The organism is Vibrio celticus (assembly GCF_024347335.1).
GTDB lineage: Bacteria > Pseudomonadota > Gammaproteobacteria > Enterobacterales > Vibrionaceae > Vibrio > Vibrio celticus.
Map to the genome: position 1 here is coordinate 1,002,783 of NZ_AP025463.1, position 17,922 is coordinate 1,020,704.

Here is a 17,922-nt window from a genome sequence, read left to right on the forward strand (position 1 = left end):
TTAATTAATAAGGAAGTTACAAATGACAGATGTTGTTAAAAGGCATTTGGGTATTCTCTATCCTCTCTGCATGACGTTTTTAGTCTGCCTTTTTATTCTTATGCTATCTCGCGTTGGGTTAAGTGTATGGCATGGCGAGCGTGTCAGCCAAGCAAATGGCTGGTTAACCATACTACTTTCTGGCTTACGGATTGATATTTCATCCGTAAGCTATCTGCTTATATTGCCAGCCCTTATGACTTGTCTGCTTGCTGGTAACGGTATTATCGGTAGAAGTTGGTTATTGATTTTACGAGTCTGGATTGTTTTCGGTTTATGGCTTGTGGTCTACATGGAACTCGCGACGCCATCTTTCATTATGGAATATGACGTTCGTCCCAATCGACTATTCATTGAATACCTGATCTACCCGAAAGAAGTCTTCGGAATGTTATGGAGTGGATACAAACCTGAGCTGTTTATCGGTGCCACTGTGAGCATGGCAACTTTGCTTTTGGGATGGAAATTTACCGCTCATCTGATAAAAGATTTAACTTTCCCACGTTGGTACTGGCGACCGCTTCTGGCTGTTCTTGTGGTTATGGTTGGATTTATGGGGGCGAGATCGACGCTTGGACACCGACCACTTAATCCGGCGATGGTGGCTTTTTCTACCGATCCGTTAGTGAATGATCTGGTACTTAATTCATCTTACTCCCTGTTGTTTGCCGCTAAGCAAATGGGCGGTGAGGACAATGCCTTCAAATATTACGGCAAAATGGATAGCCGTGAGATCATCGATTTGGTTCAGAAATCTACAGGGAGAGCGAGTAAAGACTTTACGTCAAACTCGGCTCCAACCATGGCCTATCATGCAGCGACTTATCAAGGTAAGCCTAAGAATCTTGTCATTCTTCTGCAAGAAAGTCTCGGTGCGAGATATGTCGGTGCATTGGGTGGTTTGCCGTTAACACCTAATCTCGATGCACTGATGCAGGAAGGCTGGAATTTTACTCGAATGTATTCAACGGGCACACGTTCAGTACGAGGAATTGAAGCGGTTGTGACCGGTTTCTCCCCGACTCCAGCGCGTTCAGTTGTCAAGCTTGGTCAAAGTCAACGTGGTTTCTTTACTATTGCAGAGCTATTGAAAAATAAGGGCTATCATACCCAGTTTATCTATGGCGGAGAAAGTCACTTTGACAATATGAAGAACTTTTTCTTAGGGAATGGTTTTACTGATATACAAGATTTCCCTACTTTTATGAATCCAGCGTTTGTTGGCTCTTGGGGGGCATCAGATGAAGATTTATATCAAAAGGCTCATGAGCAGTTTACTGAGCTGAGTGCTCAGGAACAGCCATTTTTTAGCCTGGTATTTACATCTTCTAACCATAGTCCGTTTGATTATCCGGATGGTCGCATTACACCATATAACGAACCGAAGCAAACTCGTGAAAATGCGGCGAAGTATTCGGATTACGCTCTGGGTGAATTTTTCAAGCAGGCAAAATCTTCCTATTACTGGGATGACACTATTTTTGTTATTGTGGCAGATCATGACTCTCGCGCTTATGGAAACCAATTAGTTCCGATTGATCATTTTCACATTCCAGCGGTAATTGTGGGTGATGGCGTTTCCGAAAGGCAGGATACGCGCTTAGCAAGCCAAATAGATATTGCGCCGACATTGCTGTCTCTCATTGGTATTAATAGTGTAAACCCTATGATTGGTCACGATATGACAAAAGATATTGATAATACAAAGCTCAGAGCGATGATGCAGTTTTACAAGAACTTTGCCTGGATGGATAGTAATAATAACGTTGTTATTTTTCAGCCGGATAAACCAGCTCAAGGGTTCTATTACGATGAAGTCACAACAGAATTACTTGACCGTAAGATGCCTCAGGACATGATAAAAATGGCGAAAGCCAATGCACTATGGGGCAGTCTTGCTTACCAAAGTAGATTTTATCAATCATCAGAGATTAAGTAATTATCAATTAGCAGGGCTGAAAGTGACCTTCGGCCTTGCTACTCAAATGAGTAGTAGGTTTTGATGGTGCGCCGAGCATGGTGTCAACCTAGGAGGTGAAAGTCCTCTACGGGCTCAGTCGAGCGAGAACCGTTAGCCTATGCAAGGGTGTTCATCGTGAGGTGGAATCTGAAGGAAGCAAATGGCAAAACACAGCTTTGACGAACAGAAATCTGATAGTAGGCATAGTCAACTTGGGTAACCTAGCCATAGATAGATAGCCCGAAGTCTCGAACAGAAGTGTGACTATGTAAATCAGGCAGAGCTGTGGGAAAGGGTGGCATCTTACCTCGGGAGATCTTATCAGTTGTCTTTTAGACTAGGCTAGCAGTGATGTTAGACGAGGATTGATAAGAAGTCAGCAGAGGGCATAGTACCTACAGTGTAGGGAAGGCCTGAACCAAGGTTTTAGATAAGCCTTTAACGAATTCTCAGCGTGTGCGGAGTCTCAGAAAAGAGTAGAAACCCTACAGCTACGTTATTAAATACGGAGAAGTCGGAAACGGATCTGTAATTAACGAAGAGAGGCAAGACACGATGGCGTTGGAGTTAAGCCGCGAGTTTAAGCTAACGGAAGTTAGTATACCTTGGAACCGCCGTATGCGACCCACGCTTGTACGGTGGTGTGAGAGGACGGAGGCCGTGAGGCCTCCTCCTACTCGATTACCTCACCTAATCCAAACACTCTTAATCTAAGTAAATGCTCTAACAAAGTTTTGTCCAAAAATGAGTTGAAGGGGCGCGGCGCAATTTTTATGAATTTTCGATTCATGTGTTTTGAAAGCGGAACACATCAACAATTTGCTGTCTAAAGTCACCTACTACGTCGAAGTAGTGGCACTGCTCTTCAGGGTTGTGCTTAGACAAGGTTGCTACTTTTCGTGCAGATTTAGTTGATTGTGTTTCGCCCCATGAAACCTGATTATCTGGGCCCTCTACGCAGGAGTAGTTTGATGTCTGTGTCTTGTGAATTTCTGGAAATTCAGGGGGGTTATTAGGCATGTGTTCATGAAATACAACATCGTTCAAAGGCACTTCTTCAGCGACTCGGTTAGCATAAGTCACCAAATTGGGCTCGGCAAAAGTATATAACCACGCTTCTTGGTTTATCCCTTTATTCATCCTTAGAATGCGCCCCAAGACTTGCCTGAAGTATAGCTCAGTCTTAACCTTGCTAAGGTGGCAGCACACTTGAAGCCTAGGGATATCTGTTCCTTCGCTAATCATTCCAACACTGACAATCCAATCGGAATCGCTGCTTCTGAAATCATCGATGATCCCTGACGGGTCTTCATGCTTGTAAGTGACAAGAACCACCTTTTTATTAAATTCTTCGGCCAGCATCGTGTGTATTCTTATTGCGTGCTCAACGGATGCTGCTACAACTAACCCGCCGGCGTTTGGTTTCTTTTCCTGAATCACATCTAGCTTCTTTAAGCCTAATTTTATCAGGTATCTTATGCAGGTATCGTCGGTGATGATACTTTGATAGTAGCCAAAAGGTTCATCCAGATATTCACGTATGGATGAGAAGTGCCGAGTTTCTGAATCGTTAGATTTTGCAGTGATCATTTCGTTGTCGACTAAGACAATACTGGGTAAGCGACATACTTTATCTTTAACAGCTTGGCTCAACCCATAAACGTAGTTGCATTCAATTTCAGCCGTGTTGATGTTGTAGCTTGATAGGCTTACCGGTGCTTTATCAGAACGCCATGGAGTACCAGTTAATGAAAGTGTGTATCGAGCGTGGGATTGTATGTGTTGAATGATTTTTTCACCCCATGCGTTCGCCTCTGTCATGTTGAGCCCCGCGCAATGATGAATTTCATCAAGGACAACCATGACTCGGTGAGTTTGTAGTAAAGACCAAAAGTAGTCATCAAAGTACTGCAAAGCTTGATAGGTATACGAGGCACCTAACGCTCCAATAGCGCCATCAAAGCGACAGTTCAGGTGATTCTTAAAGGTATAGGCTAACCCCTGCGATATAGCGGTTGAAGGTGAAAAACAAAGAACAAAGTCGATAGCGTTTTGTTCAAGTAGCCGAGAGGCAACCTCTGCTGCCATGACAGACTTTCCAGCCCCAGGCGTTGCAAGGCAGAGGAAGTGAGACTGACCTTTCTGGTAGTGATGCAGGGCTAGTTCGACGCACTCAGATTGCCACTGGCGCAAAGCTATCATGATAGTGCTAATGCCATTTTGATTGCTCTTATCTGACCAACCAATTTCGAACTTTGAATCTTGGTCTTGCTCCTTACATCATGTAAGCCTTCTTTTAAATGAGGGAATTCAGAGCTAAGGCCTTGATACGTTTGAAACTCTTGTAAACAGGCTAAAAAGTCACTTTCACATTGCTCTAACCTTTCTTGAAGTACCGTTTTAGGCGAATTTGATTTGCTTTCATAAGAGCTATCATGGTTTTCGCTGACTTTGGTAGTGCTGTTGTGTTTCGTTAATTCCCAGGTTGCTTTTGAAAACAGCTCAGTCTTTTGATACGTCGCTTTTTTGGTGCCTTTAACGCTTACTTTGCACAGTAGCTGTTTGTTTTTTAGGCGCAGGATATGTCGGTACACCAGCCGTCTTGCTGCTGCTTTATCTAACGTAGAACCAGCGAGAGCCAGGTACCGATCTCTAAGTTCTAATACAGAAAAATCATCGAGTTGATCCTCAATGAGAATTTGATAGAGAAACGGAATTAGATGAATTGGCTTACTGGACATTTTGTTTACCGAAATTTCGAGTGGGATTTTAAATGCGGATTATAATCCGTGGCTTTATATGCCGCAAGTAAGGATAGTTTTCATTTTAACTTGGATTAAAAATGAAAGACTTAGCGGTTAAATTTGGCTCGAAATTACGTGAAGTTCGCAAAGAAAAAGGCATCTCTCAAGATAAACTCGCGTTGATTGCTGACATAGACAGAAGTTACGTTGGCCGCATTGAACGTGGTGAAGTGAATATTACGCTAGAAAAAGTGTATGGCTTGGCACAAGCCTTAGAATGTAATGTTGTTGAGTTGCTGCCAGCGCCTTAGGGTCAAAGTGTATTCATACCATTCAAGAATCATTGCGGTTGTCGTTAAGTATCTTGTATACGCTGTTTCTTGAAATGCCTAGCACACTAGAGATCTGTGTGATTTTTTGATGATCAGAATGCATACTGATGACTTGTTGCTTTATTGCGTTCGAGAGTGGTTTCCTACCTTTGTATTTTCCGGCTGCTTTTGCTGCCGCGATCCCTTCAAGCTGACGCTCTCTGCGAATGTTTAATTCAAACTCAGCAAAGACGGCCAACATATCGAGAAACGCTTTTCCGGATGCAGAATCTGTTGAGATAGGTTGTTCTAAAGCGGTCAGTAGGATTTGCTGCTCGTTAAAGGTCTTGACCATCTGCTGTAAATCTAGGACTGATCTGGCGATGCGGTCGATTCGTGTAATAACGACAGTGTCTCCGGCTCTTAGGTATTCCATTAGGTCCACCAATCCCTGACGTTTGATGTCTGATCCCGTCGAAGTATCAGAGAAGATTTTTATACAACCTGCTTCCGTGAGTTTCTGAATCTGAAGATCTAATGATTGCTCTGTAGTAGAAACTCGTGCGTAGCCGACCTTGCTCATTGAATTTGCTCATTTAGCATCTAGACTTATTGAACATAGTGTCATTTAAAGTGTTTATCCACTCTAAATGAACATTATTGAGAGGCGATGAGTTTGTTAAATTAGGGTATACCTTAAATGAAAGCTTATCGTCGTATGTTGTGGAAGTCGTTCGTTTAGAGAAGAGGAAACGCCATGGACTTTCGAGATCCCGACTTAGTGCTGACTAAGCGTTTTCGTGGCGGGAAGAAATCCTATTTTCAGGTGAATTCATTTGATACTGAATGGGTGTCATTGCAGGATATAGAGCATGGCGAATGTTTTTCCTTTAAACGAGCGCAATTAGAAAACCACATTAATAACGGTCTTCTTATCGGGACGGTAAAAAATAATGTTCCTGACGCTTTATTCATCAATGCCGTAAAAAAGAAAACAAAACCTGTAGCCGTTGGCAAGAAAGCGGAAATTGAAGCGGAAGTCGACCGTAGATATTTCTATGTTCGAAAGGTGCTTGATTCTGAACTCCCCGTATTATCAGCTACTCGATTAACCCCGTGGATAAGCGAGGCGGCTGAAGAAATCAAAGATATCTCCCCTCCATCCTATAAAACACTTCTCAGATGGCTTAAAGCGTTTAATGAATCAGGATGGAAAAAGGCGTCGCTGCTGCCACGTCATCATAGTAAGGGTAATCACTCGATTCGATTAGCCCCTGAAGTAGATAGGCTTTTATGCGAGGTCGTTACTGAGCATGCTAGGTCTTCAGCTAGAGTGCACATTGGAAAAGCACATCGAGATTTTATTGAGCGAATGCAGCTGTTGAATGATCACCGGCGTGACGAAGGACTACCTGCGCTTACTCCAAGTAGTTATGAAACGACATTACAGCGTTTCAGAAAGTGACCGTTTGAAATTTAGTTTTTATTGACCTAAAACGAGATGAATAATGAACTTTAGAGACCCGAATCTTATTCTTGTGAAACGCTACCGAGGCGGTAAGTGTTCCCACTATCAGGTGAGTGCTGTGACTCGAAGTGAAATTACCCTCAAAGACATCGAGCATGGTGGGCACTTTTCCTTTGCAACAGGCCAATTAGAATCCCATATACAAAAAGGCCGGTTGGCCGCTGTCACTAAAGATACTCTCCCCGAAACTGTATTTGTTAACCCTGTAGGTAAAAAGGCTAAGTCCCAGAAAACAAATCGAGAATTGGAATATGAGAAAGTAATGGAAAGGCGCTACGCGTATGTAAGGGGAGTATTGGACTCAGATGTTCCCGCGTATACAGAAAAGCGACTGGTTCCGTGGCTTACTGCATTTTCTGAAACTATTGACGATGCCAATCCACCAAGTTGGCGAACATTAGCAGAGTGGGTCAGTGTGTACGTGAAATCGGGTTGGCAAAAGAAAGTGTTGAAACCTGCTCATGCGCGTAAGGGTAATCGAACACAATATTTGGATGATGAGGTTGAGAGGCTTTTATTGATGGTTGTTAGGGATCACTCATTAAAGCAAATTAGAGTGAACTATACGCAAGCACATAATGATTTTTTGGAGCGAGTGAAAAAGTTAAATAAGCAGAGGTCTAAGCAGGGCCTGGAACTTGTAAAGGCTAGTAGCTACCGAACAACGGTTAACCGATTTCAACGTTAGTATAGTGATAACTATATGTACCAGTTTAATACTAATTTAAAATTCAATTAAATCATCAGTTTGACTAATTTAGTATGTATGGTGGTATAAATTTGACTTATGTTGCAAGCATCACCTTATGAAGCCTGCAATTTGACTTATCCTGCAAGCATCACCTTAAAAAAGCCGCTCTTTATGAGCGGCTTTTTGCTATCTGATGCTTTCAAGTCAAAGCACTATTTCTAACGCCTAATACCTGTGATGGTTAAGTACGCAGTAAACTTTCGTAACTAGCTAAAACTTATAAAAATCTCAATAGTTATCAGGATCTCGCTCATCGATACACGAAGAATATCCTGCTTGGCAGTTGGCTTTGGCGCAACAGAGAGTATCGAAAGCTGTCGATAGAAGTGACCACTAGTGATCCAGAAACCTTGATTGAAAAAATGCTATAAGACTTTATTGGTATGGTCATGGGGATGAAGTTTCAACAGTGTGCCTAGAAAAGCTGACAGCCTATTTGATGCGAGCGCTATCTGGTCCAACCGAATATTTCTATATGGATGTCAAAGCTAAAATTGGAGTTGGTTGGGGGAGATGAGATTTACCCAAGCCAAGAGTTTTTAGATAGCCGAGAAGATGATGTTCCAACTAAGCAGTTAGCTACCTTTGAACTATTGACCGGAAAGGAAACCGTTACTTTTCATGTTCAAGAAGTTGGTGCGGCGTTGCAATCGATTGACGATTGGTGGCACGTAACGCATGGAAATGACTTCTACCAACTACTCAGAAATACCAAGAGTTGGATTGAAACTAAGACAGCTTCACAAACTATACATAAATTATGTTTGTGTTGATTAAGGGCGGTCTCTTTAATTGATCAAGTTCAAGGTCTAAAACGAAGGCTAAGTAAGGGATCGCTATGACTAAGAGTTAAGAAGTGGACCTCAATGGTTGGACGCATAAACTAATCCCTTAAGTGGTTGATCCAGCTTATGCAGCGTCTCTCTGCCTACCGAAGTAAGCTTCATCTGGGGTGAGGTTATTCAGTCCTTGATGGTTACGCTCTTCATTATAAAACACCATGTAGTTCCCGATTTCAAGCTCTGTTTCTCGGGGTGTGGTGTAAGCCTTTAGATAAACCTCCTCATATTTTAAGCTTCGCCAGAGCCTCTCGATAAAAACATTATCTACCCAACGGCCTTTGCCATCCATTCTGATTCGTATCCCACGATCGAGTAAGGCTTGCGTGAACTCTGTGCTAGTAAACTGACTCCCCTGATCAGAGTTGAAAATATCTGGTGGTCCATAGTGTTGAAGTGCCTCAAGACAAAAGCTTGTATCCATCGTATTTGATAAGCGCCAAGACAAAACCTTACGGCTAAACCAGTCGATAATGGCAACCAAGTAAAGGAAGCCTTTAGCCATTGGGATATAGGTGATATCAATAGCTCACGCTTGGTTTGGGTAGGTAACTTCGATATCACGTAATAGGTAGGGATAAACCTTGTGCGCCTTATTTGCGATGGTCGTTTTAGGCTTGGGATAAATCGCACCAATGCCCATATCACGCATGATCCGAACGATACGTTTACGATTAACTTTATGCCCTTTTTTGAGCAGCTCAGTTCGAATGCGTCTGCTGCCCATGAACGGATACTGGAGATGAATTTCGTCAATCATACGACGCAGCTCAACCTCTACACTTGAGAGTCCTATGGGCTGATATAAGCCGTAGAGCGAGCAATGTTGAGAAGCTCGCACTGGCGTTTTATCGGTAACTGGGTGGATTTATCCAGCGAACTCTTTCGCTGTGCCCGATCTAACGACCGAGCACTTTCGCCAAAAAATCATTTTCCATGGTCAGTTGACCGATCTTCGCGTGGAGTTTATCGACCTGTTCAGTATTGTCTTTGCTTAGCTGACTTTCAGAAGCAAAGATCGTCTCCCCTAAGCATTTGATTGGTATTTTAGGGGAGCTATTAACATTACCGACATCTAAAAATGACCATGTACCAAGTAAGATGATGTATTAACTTGATCTGAATCAAGTTTGCTTTCTTTCCTAAACTTATACTTTTTTTAATCTGAGAAACTATGGTCATCAGAACGCTATGCAGTATACGTTAGACAAGTATTTAGATATTAACCGCTTGCAAAAGTTACAGAATAATTTCAGTCAGTCAATGGAAATTGCACTGGTTGTCGTTGACTCTCGCGGGGAACCTGTCACCAAGCCAAGTGGGTTCTGCGAATATTGTGCCCAAGCGAGAAAAGATCCAACAAGAAAAATGCAGTGTTATGAAAGTGATGATGCTGGTGGTCGAATTGCTATGCAAACTGGTAAGCCAGTTGTCTATCGTTGTTACTGTGGTTTTGTTGAATGTGCTGTACCTATCATGATTGAAGGACAGTATTTAGGGGCAATGATATCAGGTCAAGTCAAAGTGGAAGACAATACGAAAAGTAAGATTCCGTATATTCTTGAAGAGAATAAGATCTGGGAAGATAACTCTGAACTCATTGCTTTATACGATACAACTAGAAAGATGGATTATGAACGCTTTATATCGACAGCAGACACCTTGTTCGATGTTGCTTCATATTTAGTTGAGCAAGCACATTCACGGCTTATTCAAACCGATTTACATGAAAAAGAACTTGAATTAAAAAATGAATTACAAAAAAGTATGGAGATGGAGAAGGCTTTACATGAAGCCGAGTTTAAAGCCCTTTCCTACCAAGTAAATCCTCATTTTTTATTTAATGTTCTGAATACCATTGGTCGCCTATCTTATTTAGAAGAAGCAAATAGAACTGAAAATATGGTGCATAATTTCTCTGATATGATGCGTTATTTATTAAGGAAAAGTTCATGTAGTGTAATCACGCTGGGGCAGGAAATAAAGTATGTAAAAAATTACATGTCTATACAAGAAGTTAGGATGGGAGACCGTTTTTCATATACTTGTAATGTCCCAGATGAATATTCTAATATCCCTTGTCCTTTTTTGATTCTTCAACCTTTGGTAGAAAATTTTTTCAACTACGTTGTAGAGCCTAGAGATATCATTAGTACGCTATCGATTAAAGCCTACGATAATGGAAAAAGTATATTTATTGAATTGCAGGATAACGGTGATGGTATTTCAAAAGAAAAGATAGCAGATATAATTTCTGGTGAGCAACATTCTAATAGTGGTTGCATCGGTATATACAATATAATAAATAGAACAAGGCTTTTATATGGCGATGGATATAAGCTAGATATATCTAGTCCTAACAAGCCCAAAAAAGGAACGAAAATAGTTTTAAAAATTCCTATTAATAATAAATAAGTGAGACGCCGTATGTATAATATAGTAATTGTAGAAGATGAATGGATTGAAATGGAATCTATTGAGCGAATTGTATTAACATGCATCGATAATGCTATTGTTCATAAGGCGTCAACAGGGAAAAAAGCAATCCAATTAATAGATGATATTAAAAATATTGATTTAATGTTGGTCGATATTAATATCCCTTTGCCTAATGGAAAGGAGGTTGTTGATTATTTAAGGTCAAAAAATAATACAGCGAAAGTTGTAGTAACCTCAGCGAACGACGACTTTGATATGTTAAGGGATATGTTCAACTTGCAGATTCAAGATTATTTGTTAAAGCCGGTAAGACAAGAATTACTCAGTGAGACAATTAAAATAACACTTGGATTTGATGAGAGGAAGAGCAAAGAAACTAAAAAAATTAAAGATAAAATAAATGAACTCTTTCAAAATAAAAATTATGTACATTGGAACAACTTCGTTTTAGATACAATTAACGAAATTTACATGCGAGATAACGAGAGTGAAGAAGCAAGAGAGAAAGTAAGAACATTTCTTGATACTTTAGGCTTTTATCTCGACTCATTGAGTGGTGACTATTCCTCTACTTGCTCGAAGCTACATGCTCTATCTGAAGATATTGGACGATTGGGTTTAAACCAAAATATATATCCACGCCTGATCTATTTATTATTTTATGTCGGTGATGTTGTATTTACTCCATTTTTTAAAAAACAAGCGTCTAGTTTGGATTTCATTGATAGGGCAAAGTTTCACATCGAAAAAAATATATTAAAAACTGTCACATTGGATGATGTTTCTGACAAGACATTTGTCAGTTCTTGCTATTTGAGTCGAGCATTCAAGAAAAGTGAAAGTGTCGGATTTTCAAACTATGTAGCACAGAGAAAAATCATTATAGCTTGCTCTTTATTAAAGTTCAGTGATTTAAAAGTAAATGTGATTTCTTTAGAGCTTGCATGGAAAGATTCTAATTACTTTTGTCGAGTTTTTAAAAAGGAAATAGGTATATCTCCATCTGATTATAGAGAAATAGGATAATAATGTTGTATTATCTTGCTTAATTAAAGTGTGGGATAACAAAATACTCCACCACTTTGGCAATAAAGTGCCTTTTCGTCAACCACTCAAATGCTTAACATAAGATATGGTTACGTATGAAAGTATAGATAATGGAAAGATACTTATTTACTTCAGAGTCTGTTTCAGAAGGGCATCCGGATAAATTAGCGGATCAGGTTTCCGATGCGATTCTAGATGCTTTTTTACTCCAAGATTCTTTTGCAAAAGTCGCTTGTGAATGCTTGATCAAGTCGGGGGTGATTATCGTTGCTGGCGAGGTCAATTCATCCGCAAAGGTTGATATTGAGGCGATTATTCGAACCACGATCAATCGCTGTGGATACAACAGCTCAATCGCAGGGCTCGATGGTAACAGCTGTGGGATTATCAATTTACTCGGACTTCAATCTAGCAATATATCTGAAGGTATTCGAAGCTCTCAGTTTTCTCAACTCGGTGCCGGTGATCAGGGTATCACCTTTGGTTATGCCTGTGATGAAACCACAGAACTGATGCCAGCTCCTATCTGCTACGCACATAAATTAATGAAAAGGCAGGCATTATTGCGAAAAAAAAATGTGCTACCTTTTTTTCTTCCCGATGCGAAAGCCCAAATTACGCTTGAGTATCACCAAAATACTATTCAGCAAGCCCACACCATTTTAGTGTCAACTCAACATCTTCCAAGCATCTCTTTGAAAGATCTGCGAGAGGCAGTGATTGAAGAGGTTATTAAACCTGTGATTCCTGCGTCTTGGGTGACTTCAAAAACACAATTTCTTGTCAATCCTGCTGGGGAGTTCCATATTGGGGGGCCCACAGCAGATTGTGGTCTGACAGGTAGGAAAATTATTGTTGATACTTATGGTGGTGCTGCTTGTCACGGTGGGGGCGCTTTTTCTGGTAAAGATCCCTCAAAAGTTGATCGTTCTGCTGCTTATATGGCTAGGTACATTGCTAAAAACTTAGTCGCAGCGGGATTGGTTCGAAAATGTGAAATCCAGCTTGCGTGGGCGATTGGTCTTTCTGAACCAATATCAATGAAGATAAACTCATTCGGTACAGAAAAAGTGCCAGTTTCTCGCTTATATCAACTTGTTGAAGAACATTTCAATATTCGAGTATATGAAATAATTCAACACTTAGATTTACTGGCTCCTCGTTACCAAAAAACCGCTTGTTACGGCCATTTTGGTCGAGATATTTTCTCTTGGGAAGATACGAAAATATCAGAACGATTACGAAGTCGAACCTAAGCAAATCTAGATGCTTGGGTATACATCTAATTAATATTAAGGAGAAAAGTATGTCTATGTCCGATCAAAGCTTAGGCTTAATAGAGACAGTAGGTTTAGCGGCAGCAATTGAAGCTGCGGATGCGGCAATCAAATCAGCAAACGTTGAATTGCTGGGTTATGAGTCTGCGAAAGGTAATGGTTTGCATACTGTTAAACTAGTAGGGGATGTAGGTGCAGTAAATGCGGCTGTGGATGCCGGCGTTGCTGCGGCTTCCCGCATTGGTAAAGTTTATGCTTACAAAGTGATCGCTCGAACTGCCGAAGGTTTGGAGGCGGCTATTATTGCCGGAGACAACGTTAAGTCAAATGCAGTCCAAGAGCCTCAACAAAAAAAACCTGAACAAGCTAGTGCCTCACACGAAGATGCACTAGTAAAAATACCAAAAGCTGTAGTCGAAGAAGATAAAGCGACATCTAAAAAGAATGCATCTGCCGCAAACAAACCAGCTTCGCCTACTGCAAACAAAAGGGCTGCTGCAAACAAAAAGACTGCTGCCAAAGTAGCAGCGTCAGCAACAAAAAAACCACAGTAAAAGGAACAGTGGATTAAGCCGAAAAAATAATACCCGAGCGAAATATAATCATCATCCTGTGTTCAACTCGGATTGCTTTCATTCTTTTAGTTGTTGTGCGCACTATAACTACACCTCAAACGCATAGAATTTCTGTGTGATTGGGGTTTTTTTATTGAAGAGCGATGAATGCAAAATTGTTTATCTATAAAGTAGCTTTCACCTAGTAGTCTATTAGTTTTAAAACCTTTCATTATTGTTCAAAAAGCTTAGTTTGATAGACTACGTTTGGACGAACAGTTTTATATGTTTTAGCAATAGACTGACGTTAAGGTTATTCTATTATTGCTACCTAGTAGTTAACCTAAATTGTCTAATAGTATGGTAACGATTAAGATTGTTTATTCCAGAATTCAACGCCTAAGATTAGTAAAAACCGATTCAAGTTGCCCCAGCCGTAATTAGATAATGTAATAAAAATGGCAGGGTATGTTCGATTTTAATTCTGGAATGGAAGAAGGAGAATAATGCCCTAATGAGAATGATAAATCCACCAAGGCATGGTTAAAATAACAACTATTGTACGTCTTGAGCTTTATTCACGACTTCTGGTTTAGCCACGTGTTTATCAATCAAAAATCGATAACCTGCACCACCGAGACAAGCCCCGATGATGGGTGCAACAATTGGTACGATCATGTATGGGATATCTCTTGCGCCTGTTAATGATATTTCGCCCCAACCACAAAAAAAGGTGAATAAACGAGGGCCGAAATCACGTGCAGGGTTCATAGCAAAACCTGTTAATGGAGCGGCTGCTGCACCAATAACGGCAACAAGAATACCAATCAGAAGCGGGGCCAGGCCACCTTTAGGCACGCCGTTACCATCGTCAGTGAGTGATAAAATCAAAGACATTAGCGTTGCTGTAAGAACAACTTCCACGATAGCAGCATGAAAAACGGTAATAGATGGATGGGGGAAAGTTGTAAATATTCCCGCCAATGCCAAGCTCTCTTTTGAACCTCTCACCATATTTTGTGCCAATTCATAATCTGTGAATAAGTTATGGTAAAGGACGTAAGTGACAGTTGCACCAAAAAATGCGCCAGCGATTTGTGATAACGCATAAGGCAGTACTTTTCTCTTTTCAAAATTAGCGAATAAGCATAAACCGATTGTGACGGCAGGGTTCAAGTGTGCACCAGATGTCCCGGCGGTTAGGTACACTGCCAATGCAATGCCTAAACCCCAAACAATGGCGATCTCCCAGAGCCCAAAGTTTGCACCAGCTAATATGTTTGCACATAAGCAGCTGGTTCCAAAGAATATAAATAGACCAGTCCCAAAGAACTCAGAAATACACTGGCCTGCTAGTTTTTTATCCATAATAAAACCTTATTTATTGTTAGTTAAAAGCAGTAGGGGTTTAATGAAAGTTGTTTTTTTGTTGTTTAACTGATTTAGTATATATTTGTTCGAAAGGTAAAATATTGTCTAGTTCCTTTTTTTTGAGTGAAAAAATTGTCATCTATTTTTATTGAGTGTAAAAAAATAAATGAGGGGTATTTTGTCCAATATTTACTAGAGCAACAAAATTTTACTAACTATAAGCAAGTTATTATAAGTTTCGCTATATCGATTGGTGTTAAATTAAAATGATATTATTTTACCCAAAAAATAAGTGAGAATTTAATGACTAGTCATGTGTTTTCTGTGCCGGATTTATACTTCGGAACAAATGCTATCAGCTCTTTAGAACGCTTAAATTCGAAAAAAGTCGCTATCGTGACAGATGCTTTTATGGTGTCTTCTGGTAAGACTCAATTGTTAACTCAAGCAATGCCTTATGCGACAGTTTCAGTGTTTAGTGATGTAAAACCAGATCCGAACACAGCGGTAATTGTAGCGGGTGTTCAGCAATTTAAATCATTTCAACCGGATGTGATTATAGCTTTAGGTGGCGGATCTCCATTGGATGCAGCAAAGAGCATCAAAATTACGCTAGAAGATCTCTATCAAGGAGAAAAAATTGAATTAATCGCCATTCCCACTACTAGTGGGTCTGGTTCTGAAGTCACTTCATATGCGGTTATTTCCGATGCGTCGAGTGGTAAAAAGTATCCCCTAGTTTCTCCTGATCTTTTACCGGATGCAGCCCTTTTAGACCCAGATTTGGTATTAAGTGTTCCTCGAATGATCGCCATTGATACAGGAATGGACGTATTAACTCATGCCATTGAAGCGGTGCTTTCTACAGATTCCAATGACTTTAGTGACGCTCTTGCTGAGAAAGCGATTCATTTGGTGGCCACTCATTTACCACTTGTCGTCGAGAACGAATTTGCGATTGAACCTCGTGAACATATGCACAACGCATCGTGCATGGCGGGTATGGCCTTTAACTCATCGGGTTTAGGTTTGGTTCACGGTATGGCGCATGCGTTAGGTGGAATCTTGCATATATCTCATGGCAAAATTAACGCTATGTTACTACCACTTATTATTGATTTTAATAGTGAAAATTGCAGCGTGGATATACAGAATAAATATTACAAATGTGCGTGTCTGATGAATATTAATGTTGACTGTCCATCACAGGCAGCAAGTGCGCTATCGGACGAAATTCGTCATTTAAACAAGCAATTGCAGATCCCTGCTTCTCTAACCGAATTGGGTAAGAAACGTGAAGATATTGAAATTGCTAGGCAGGTCATCGTTGAGACAACATTGGCAGACGGGTGTACCACAACCAACCCAAGAAAGCCGTCAGCCATTGACATTGATACTCTGCTCACAAAAATAATTGGTTAATCTGGATCGTTTTGTCACCGGTAAAGTTTGTTAGCAAAAATATCCTAGTCAAAGGCAAATATGAAGACGTATTACAAATTATCATAATAGTCATAAGAACGCCTCAGAGAATGGTAAAGCTATTATGGACACAATTAAGGAAAACGCGGAGCTCATTACACAGCAGATAATGAAAGAGTTATTTGGGCACTCTAATACTGCTTTTACAAGTAGCAATGTAGTGACTGGTTTCAGTACTAAACTGAAGATTCCTGTTGGAATATCTAATCGACATGTGCATTTAAGCCGTGAAGATATGGATGCCTTGTTTGGAGCTGGATCTGACTTAACGCGTTTTAAAGCGGTTAAACAACCGGGTCAATACGCCGCTGAAGAAGTGATAACGCTAAAAGGTCCGAAAGGTGAATTACAAAATGTACGTGTTTTGGGCCCACTACGCAGTGAAACGCAGGTCGAGATTTCGATTTCAGACGGATTTTCTCTTGGTGTGAGAGCTCCCGTAAGAATGTCAGGTGACCTAGAAAACTCTCCGAGCATTGAACTCATCGGTCCACGTGGCAGAGTCATTAAAGATCACGGCGTGATCGTCGCATGGAGGCATATCCATATCTCTCATCAAAATGCCGCGTCATTTGGCCTTGAAGATGGCATGGAAATCGATGTTGAAGCTCAAGGTGACCGCGCTGGGGTTTTACATAATGTTGTCGTACGAGTGAATAGCGACGCAGTGACGGAAATGCATATCGATGTAGAAGAGGCGAATGCCTTTAATCTAAAAAATAACGATAGCGTGACTCTTTACCAAGTGAGATAAGCCATGTCAGATTCAGCGTCATACAAGCGACTAAAAAAACTCGCAAAACTAGTAAAAGATGAAAAGTGTCTGAAGAAAAAAGGCCCTTTTAAAGTTGGAGTGGACCTAGGTACGGCGAATATAGCCATTGTGGTTGTTGATAAGAACAACAATCCGGTAGCAGGTGCGAGTTCTCCTTCAAAAGTGGTTAAAGATGGCGTCGTAGTGGACTACATTACCGCGACTCAGGTTGTTTCCACATTGAAACAAAAAGTTGAAGAGGGTCTCTGCTGTACATTGGATAAAGCAGCCACAGCCATTCCTCCAGGTGTTTCTGAAGGGAGTGTTAAAGTCATTGTTAATGTTGTTGAATCTGCGGGTTTTATTGTTACGGATGTGATTGATGAGCCAGTTGCAGCTGCATGCGCATTAAATTTACAAAGCGGTGCGGTTGTCGATGTCGGTGGAGGCACCACGGGCATGAGCATACTGGACAAGGGGGAAGTCACGTTTAGTGCTGATGAACCCACCGGTGGATCGCACATGACACTGGTGTTAGCTGGTGCAATGGATCTTGAATACGACCTAGCGGAGTCAATGAAGAAAGAAGCAAAACATGAAAAACAAGTTTTTTCCGTTGTTCGTCCAGTGGTTGAAAAAATGGCTAGTTTGGTTTCAATGTGGTTAAAGAGCAATTCAGCAGAACAGTTGTGGTTGGTTGGTGGCGCATCTAGCTTTAGTGAGTTTGCAGAAGTCTTTACCAAAGTGACTGGTGTTGAATCGCTCGCTGTACCTGAGCCATTACTTGTTACTCCGTTAGGCATTGCAATGAAAGCAAGCGAGTAAC

General features: G+C 40.8%; 14 protein-coding genes and 3 pseudogenes. 12 read left to right on the forward strand and 5 right to left on the reverse strand.

Annotation, left to right across the window (positions count from 1 at the left end):
- Window positions 1-22: 22 nt before the first annotated feature.
- On the forward strand, window positions 23-1,978 hold the full coding sequence (locus OCV19_RS04745; RefSeq protein WP_065676528.1) for an LTA synthase family protein: 1,956 nt from the start codon (window positions 23-25) through the stop codon (window positions 1,976-1,978).
- Window positions 1,979-2,785: 807 nt separating this feature from the next.
- On the opposite strand, the gene OCV19_RS04750 is transcribed toward OCV19_RS04745, so the two are convergent.
- On the reverse strand, window positions 2,786-4,201 hold the full coding sequence (locus OCV19_RS04750; RefSeq protein ID WP_065676527.1) for a DEAD/DEAH box helicase: 1,416 nt from the start codon (window positions 4,199-4,201) through the stop codon (window positions 2,786-2,788).
- Entirely contained in the window at window positions 4,198-4,740 is a 543-nt protein-coding gene (locus OCV19_RS04755; RefSeq protein ID WP_065676526.1) for a hypothetical protein, read from the reverse strand. The genes OCV19_RS04750 and OCV19_RS04755 overlap by 4 nt, the downstream gene beginning before the upstream one ends.
- A 101-nt stretch (window positions 4,741-4,841) precedes the next feature.
- Between OCV19_RS04755 and OCV19_RS04760 the strand changes: the two genes are divergently transcribed.
- On the forward strand, window positions 4,842-5,054 hold the full coding sequence (locus tag OCV19_RS04760; protein ID WP_065676525.1) for a helix-turn-helix domain-containing protein: 213 nt from the start codon (window positions 4,842-4,844) through the stop codon (window positions 5,052-5,054).
- A gap of 22 nt (window positions 5,055-5,076) precedes the next feature.
- Here the strand turns inward: OCV19_RS04760 and OCV19_RS04765 are convergent, their stop codons facing one another.
- A complete protein-coding gene (locus OCV19_RS04765) occupies window positions 5,077-5,637 on the reverse strand; it encodes a recombinase family protein (RefSeq protein ID WP_065676524.1) in 561 nt (186 codons plus the stop codon).
- A gap of 174 nt (window positions 5,638-5,811) precedes the next feature.
- On the opposite strand from OCV19_RS04765, the gene OCV19_RS04770 reads away from it, so the two are divergent.
- The 3 genes and pseudogenes from OCV19_RS04770 to OCV19_RS04780 all read left to right on the forward strand — a co-directional run.
- On the forward strand, window positions 5,812-6,519 hold the full coding sequence (locus OCV19_RS04770) for a helix-turn-helix domain-containing protein (protein WP_065676523.1): 708 nt from the start codon (window positions 5,812-5,814) through the stop codon (window positions 6,517-6,519).
- 43 nt (window positions 6,520-6,562) lie between these two features.
- Entirely contained in the window at window positions 6,563-7,270 is a 708-nt protein-coding gene (locus tag OCV19_RS04775; RefSeq protein WP_065676522.1) for a hypothetical protein, read from the forward strand.
- 248 nt (window positions 7,271-7,518) lie between these two features.
- A pseudogene (locus OCV19_RS04780) lies at window positions 7,519-8,129 on the forward strand (type I-F CRISPR-associated protein Cas7f/Csy3); the annotation flags it as partial.
- 113 nt (window positions 8,130-8,242) lie between these two features.
- Here the strand turns inward: OCV19_RS04780 and OCV19_RS04785 are convergent.
- Window positions 8,243-9,155 (reverse strand): annotated as a pseudogene (locus tag OCV19_RS04785) (IS3 family transposase); the annotation flags it as partial.
- Between the two features lie 208 nt (window positions 9,156-9,363).
- On the opposite strand from OCV19_RS04785, the gene OCV19_RS04790 reads away from it, so the two are divergent.
- The 4 genes and pseudogenes from OCV19_RS04790 to OCV19_RS04805 all read left to right on the forward strand — a co-directional run.
- The gene (locus OCV19_RS04790; protein WP_065676520.1) at window positions 9,364-10,587 is read left to right on the forward strand and encodes a sensor histidine kinase; all 1,224 of its coding nucleotides are present in this window, start codon (window positions 9,364-9,366) and stop codon (window positions 10,585-10,587) included.
- A gap of 12 nt (window positions 10,588-10,599) precedes the next feature.
- On the forward strand, window positions 10,600-11,637 hold the full coding sequence (locus OCV19_RS04795; protein ID WP_065676519.1) for a response regulator: 1,038 nt from the start codon (window positions 10,600-10,602) through the stop codon (window positions 11,635-11,637).
- 131 nt (window positions 11,638-11,768) lie between these two features.
- On the forward strand, window positions 11,769-12,914 hold the full coding sequence (gene metK, locus OCV19_RS04800) for a methionine adenosyltransferase (protein WP_065676518.1): 1,146 nt from the start codon (window positions 11,769-11,771) through the stop codon (window positions 12,912-12,914).
- 56 nt (window positions 12,915-12,970) lie between these two features.
- Window positions 12,971-13,240 (forward strand): annotated as a pseudogene (locus OCV19_RS04805) (BMC domain-containing protein); the annotation flags it as partial.
- A gap of 804 nt (window positions 13,241-14,044) precedes the next feature.
- On the opposite strand, the gene OCV19_RS04810 reads toward OCV19_RS04805, so the two are convergent.
- On the reverse strand, window positions 14,045-14,857 hold the full coding sequence (locus OCV19_RS04810; RefSeq protein ID WP_065676517.1) for an MIP/aquaporin family protein: 813 nt from the start codon (window positions 14,855-14,857) through the stop codon (window positions 14,045-14,047).
- A 306-nt stretch (window positions 14,858-15,163) separates the two neighbouring features.
- On the opposite strand from OCV19_RS04810, the gene OCV19_RS04815 reads away from it, so the two are divergent.
- From OCV19_RS04815 to eutJ, 3 genes are all read left to right on the forward strand, one after another.
- Window positions 15,164-16,282 carry a 1-propanol dehydrogenase PduQ gene (locus tag OCV19_RS04815; protein ID WP_065676516.1) on the forward strand — a complete coding sequence of 373 codons (1,119 nt, stop codon included), beginning with the start codon at window positions 15,164-15,166 and terminating at the stop codon, window positions 16,280-16,282.
- A gap of 124 nt (window positions 16,283-16,406) precedes the next feature.
- Entirely contained in the window at window positions 16,407-17,096 is a 690-nt protein-coding gene (gene pduL, locus OCV19_RS04820; RefSeq protein ID WP_065676515.1) for a phosphate propanoyltransferase, read from the forward strand.
- A 3-nt stretch (window positions 17,097-17,099) separates the two neighbouring features.
- Window positions 17,100-17,921, forward strand: coding sequence for an ethanolamine utilization protein EutJ (eutJ, locus tag OCV19_RS04825; protein ID WP_065676514.1), 822 nt, complete (start codon window positions 17,100-17,102; stop codon window positions 17,919-17,921).
- Window position 17,922: the final 1 nt, after the last annotated feature.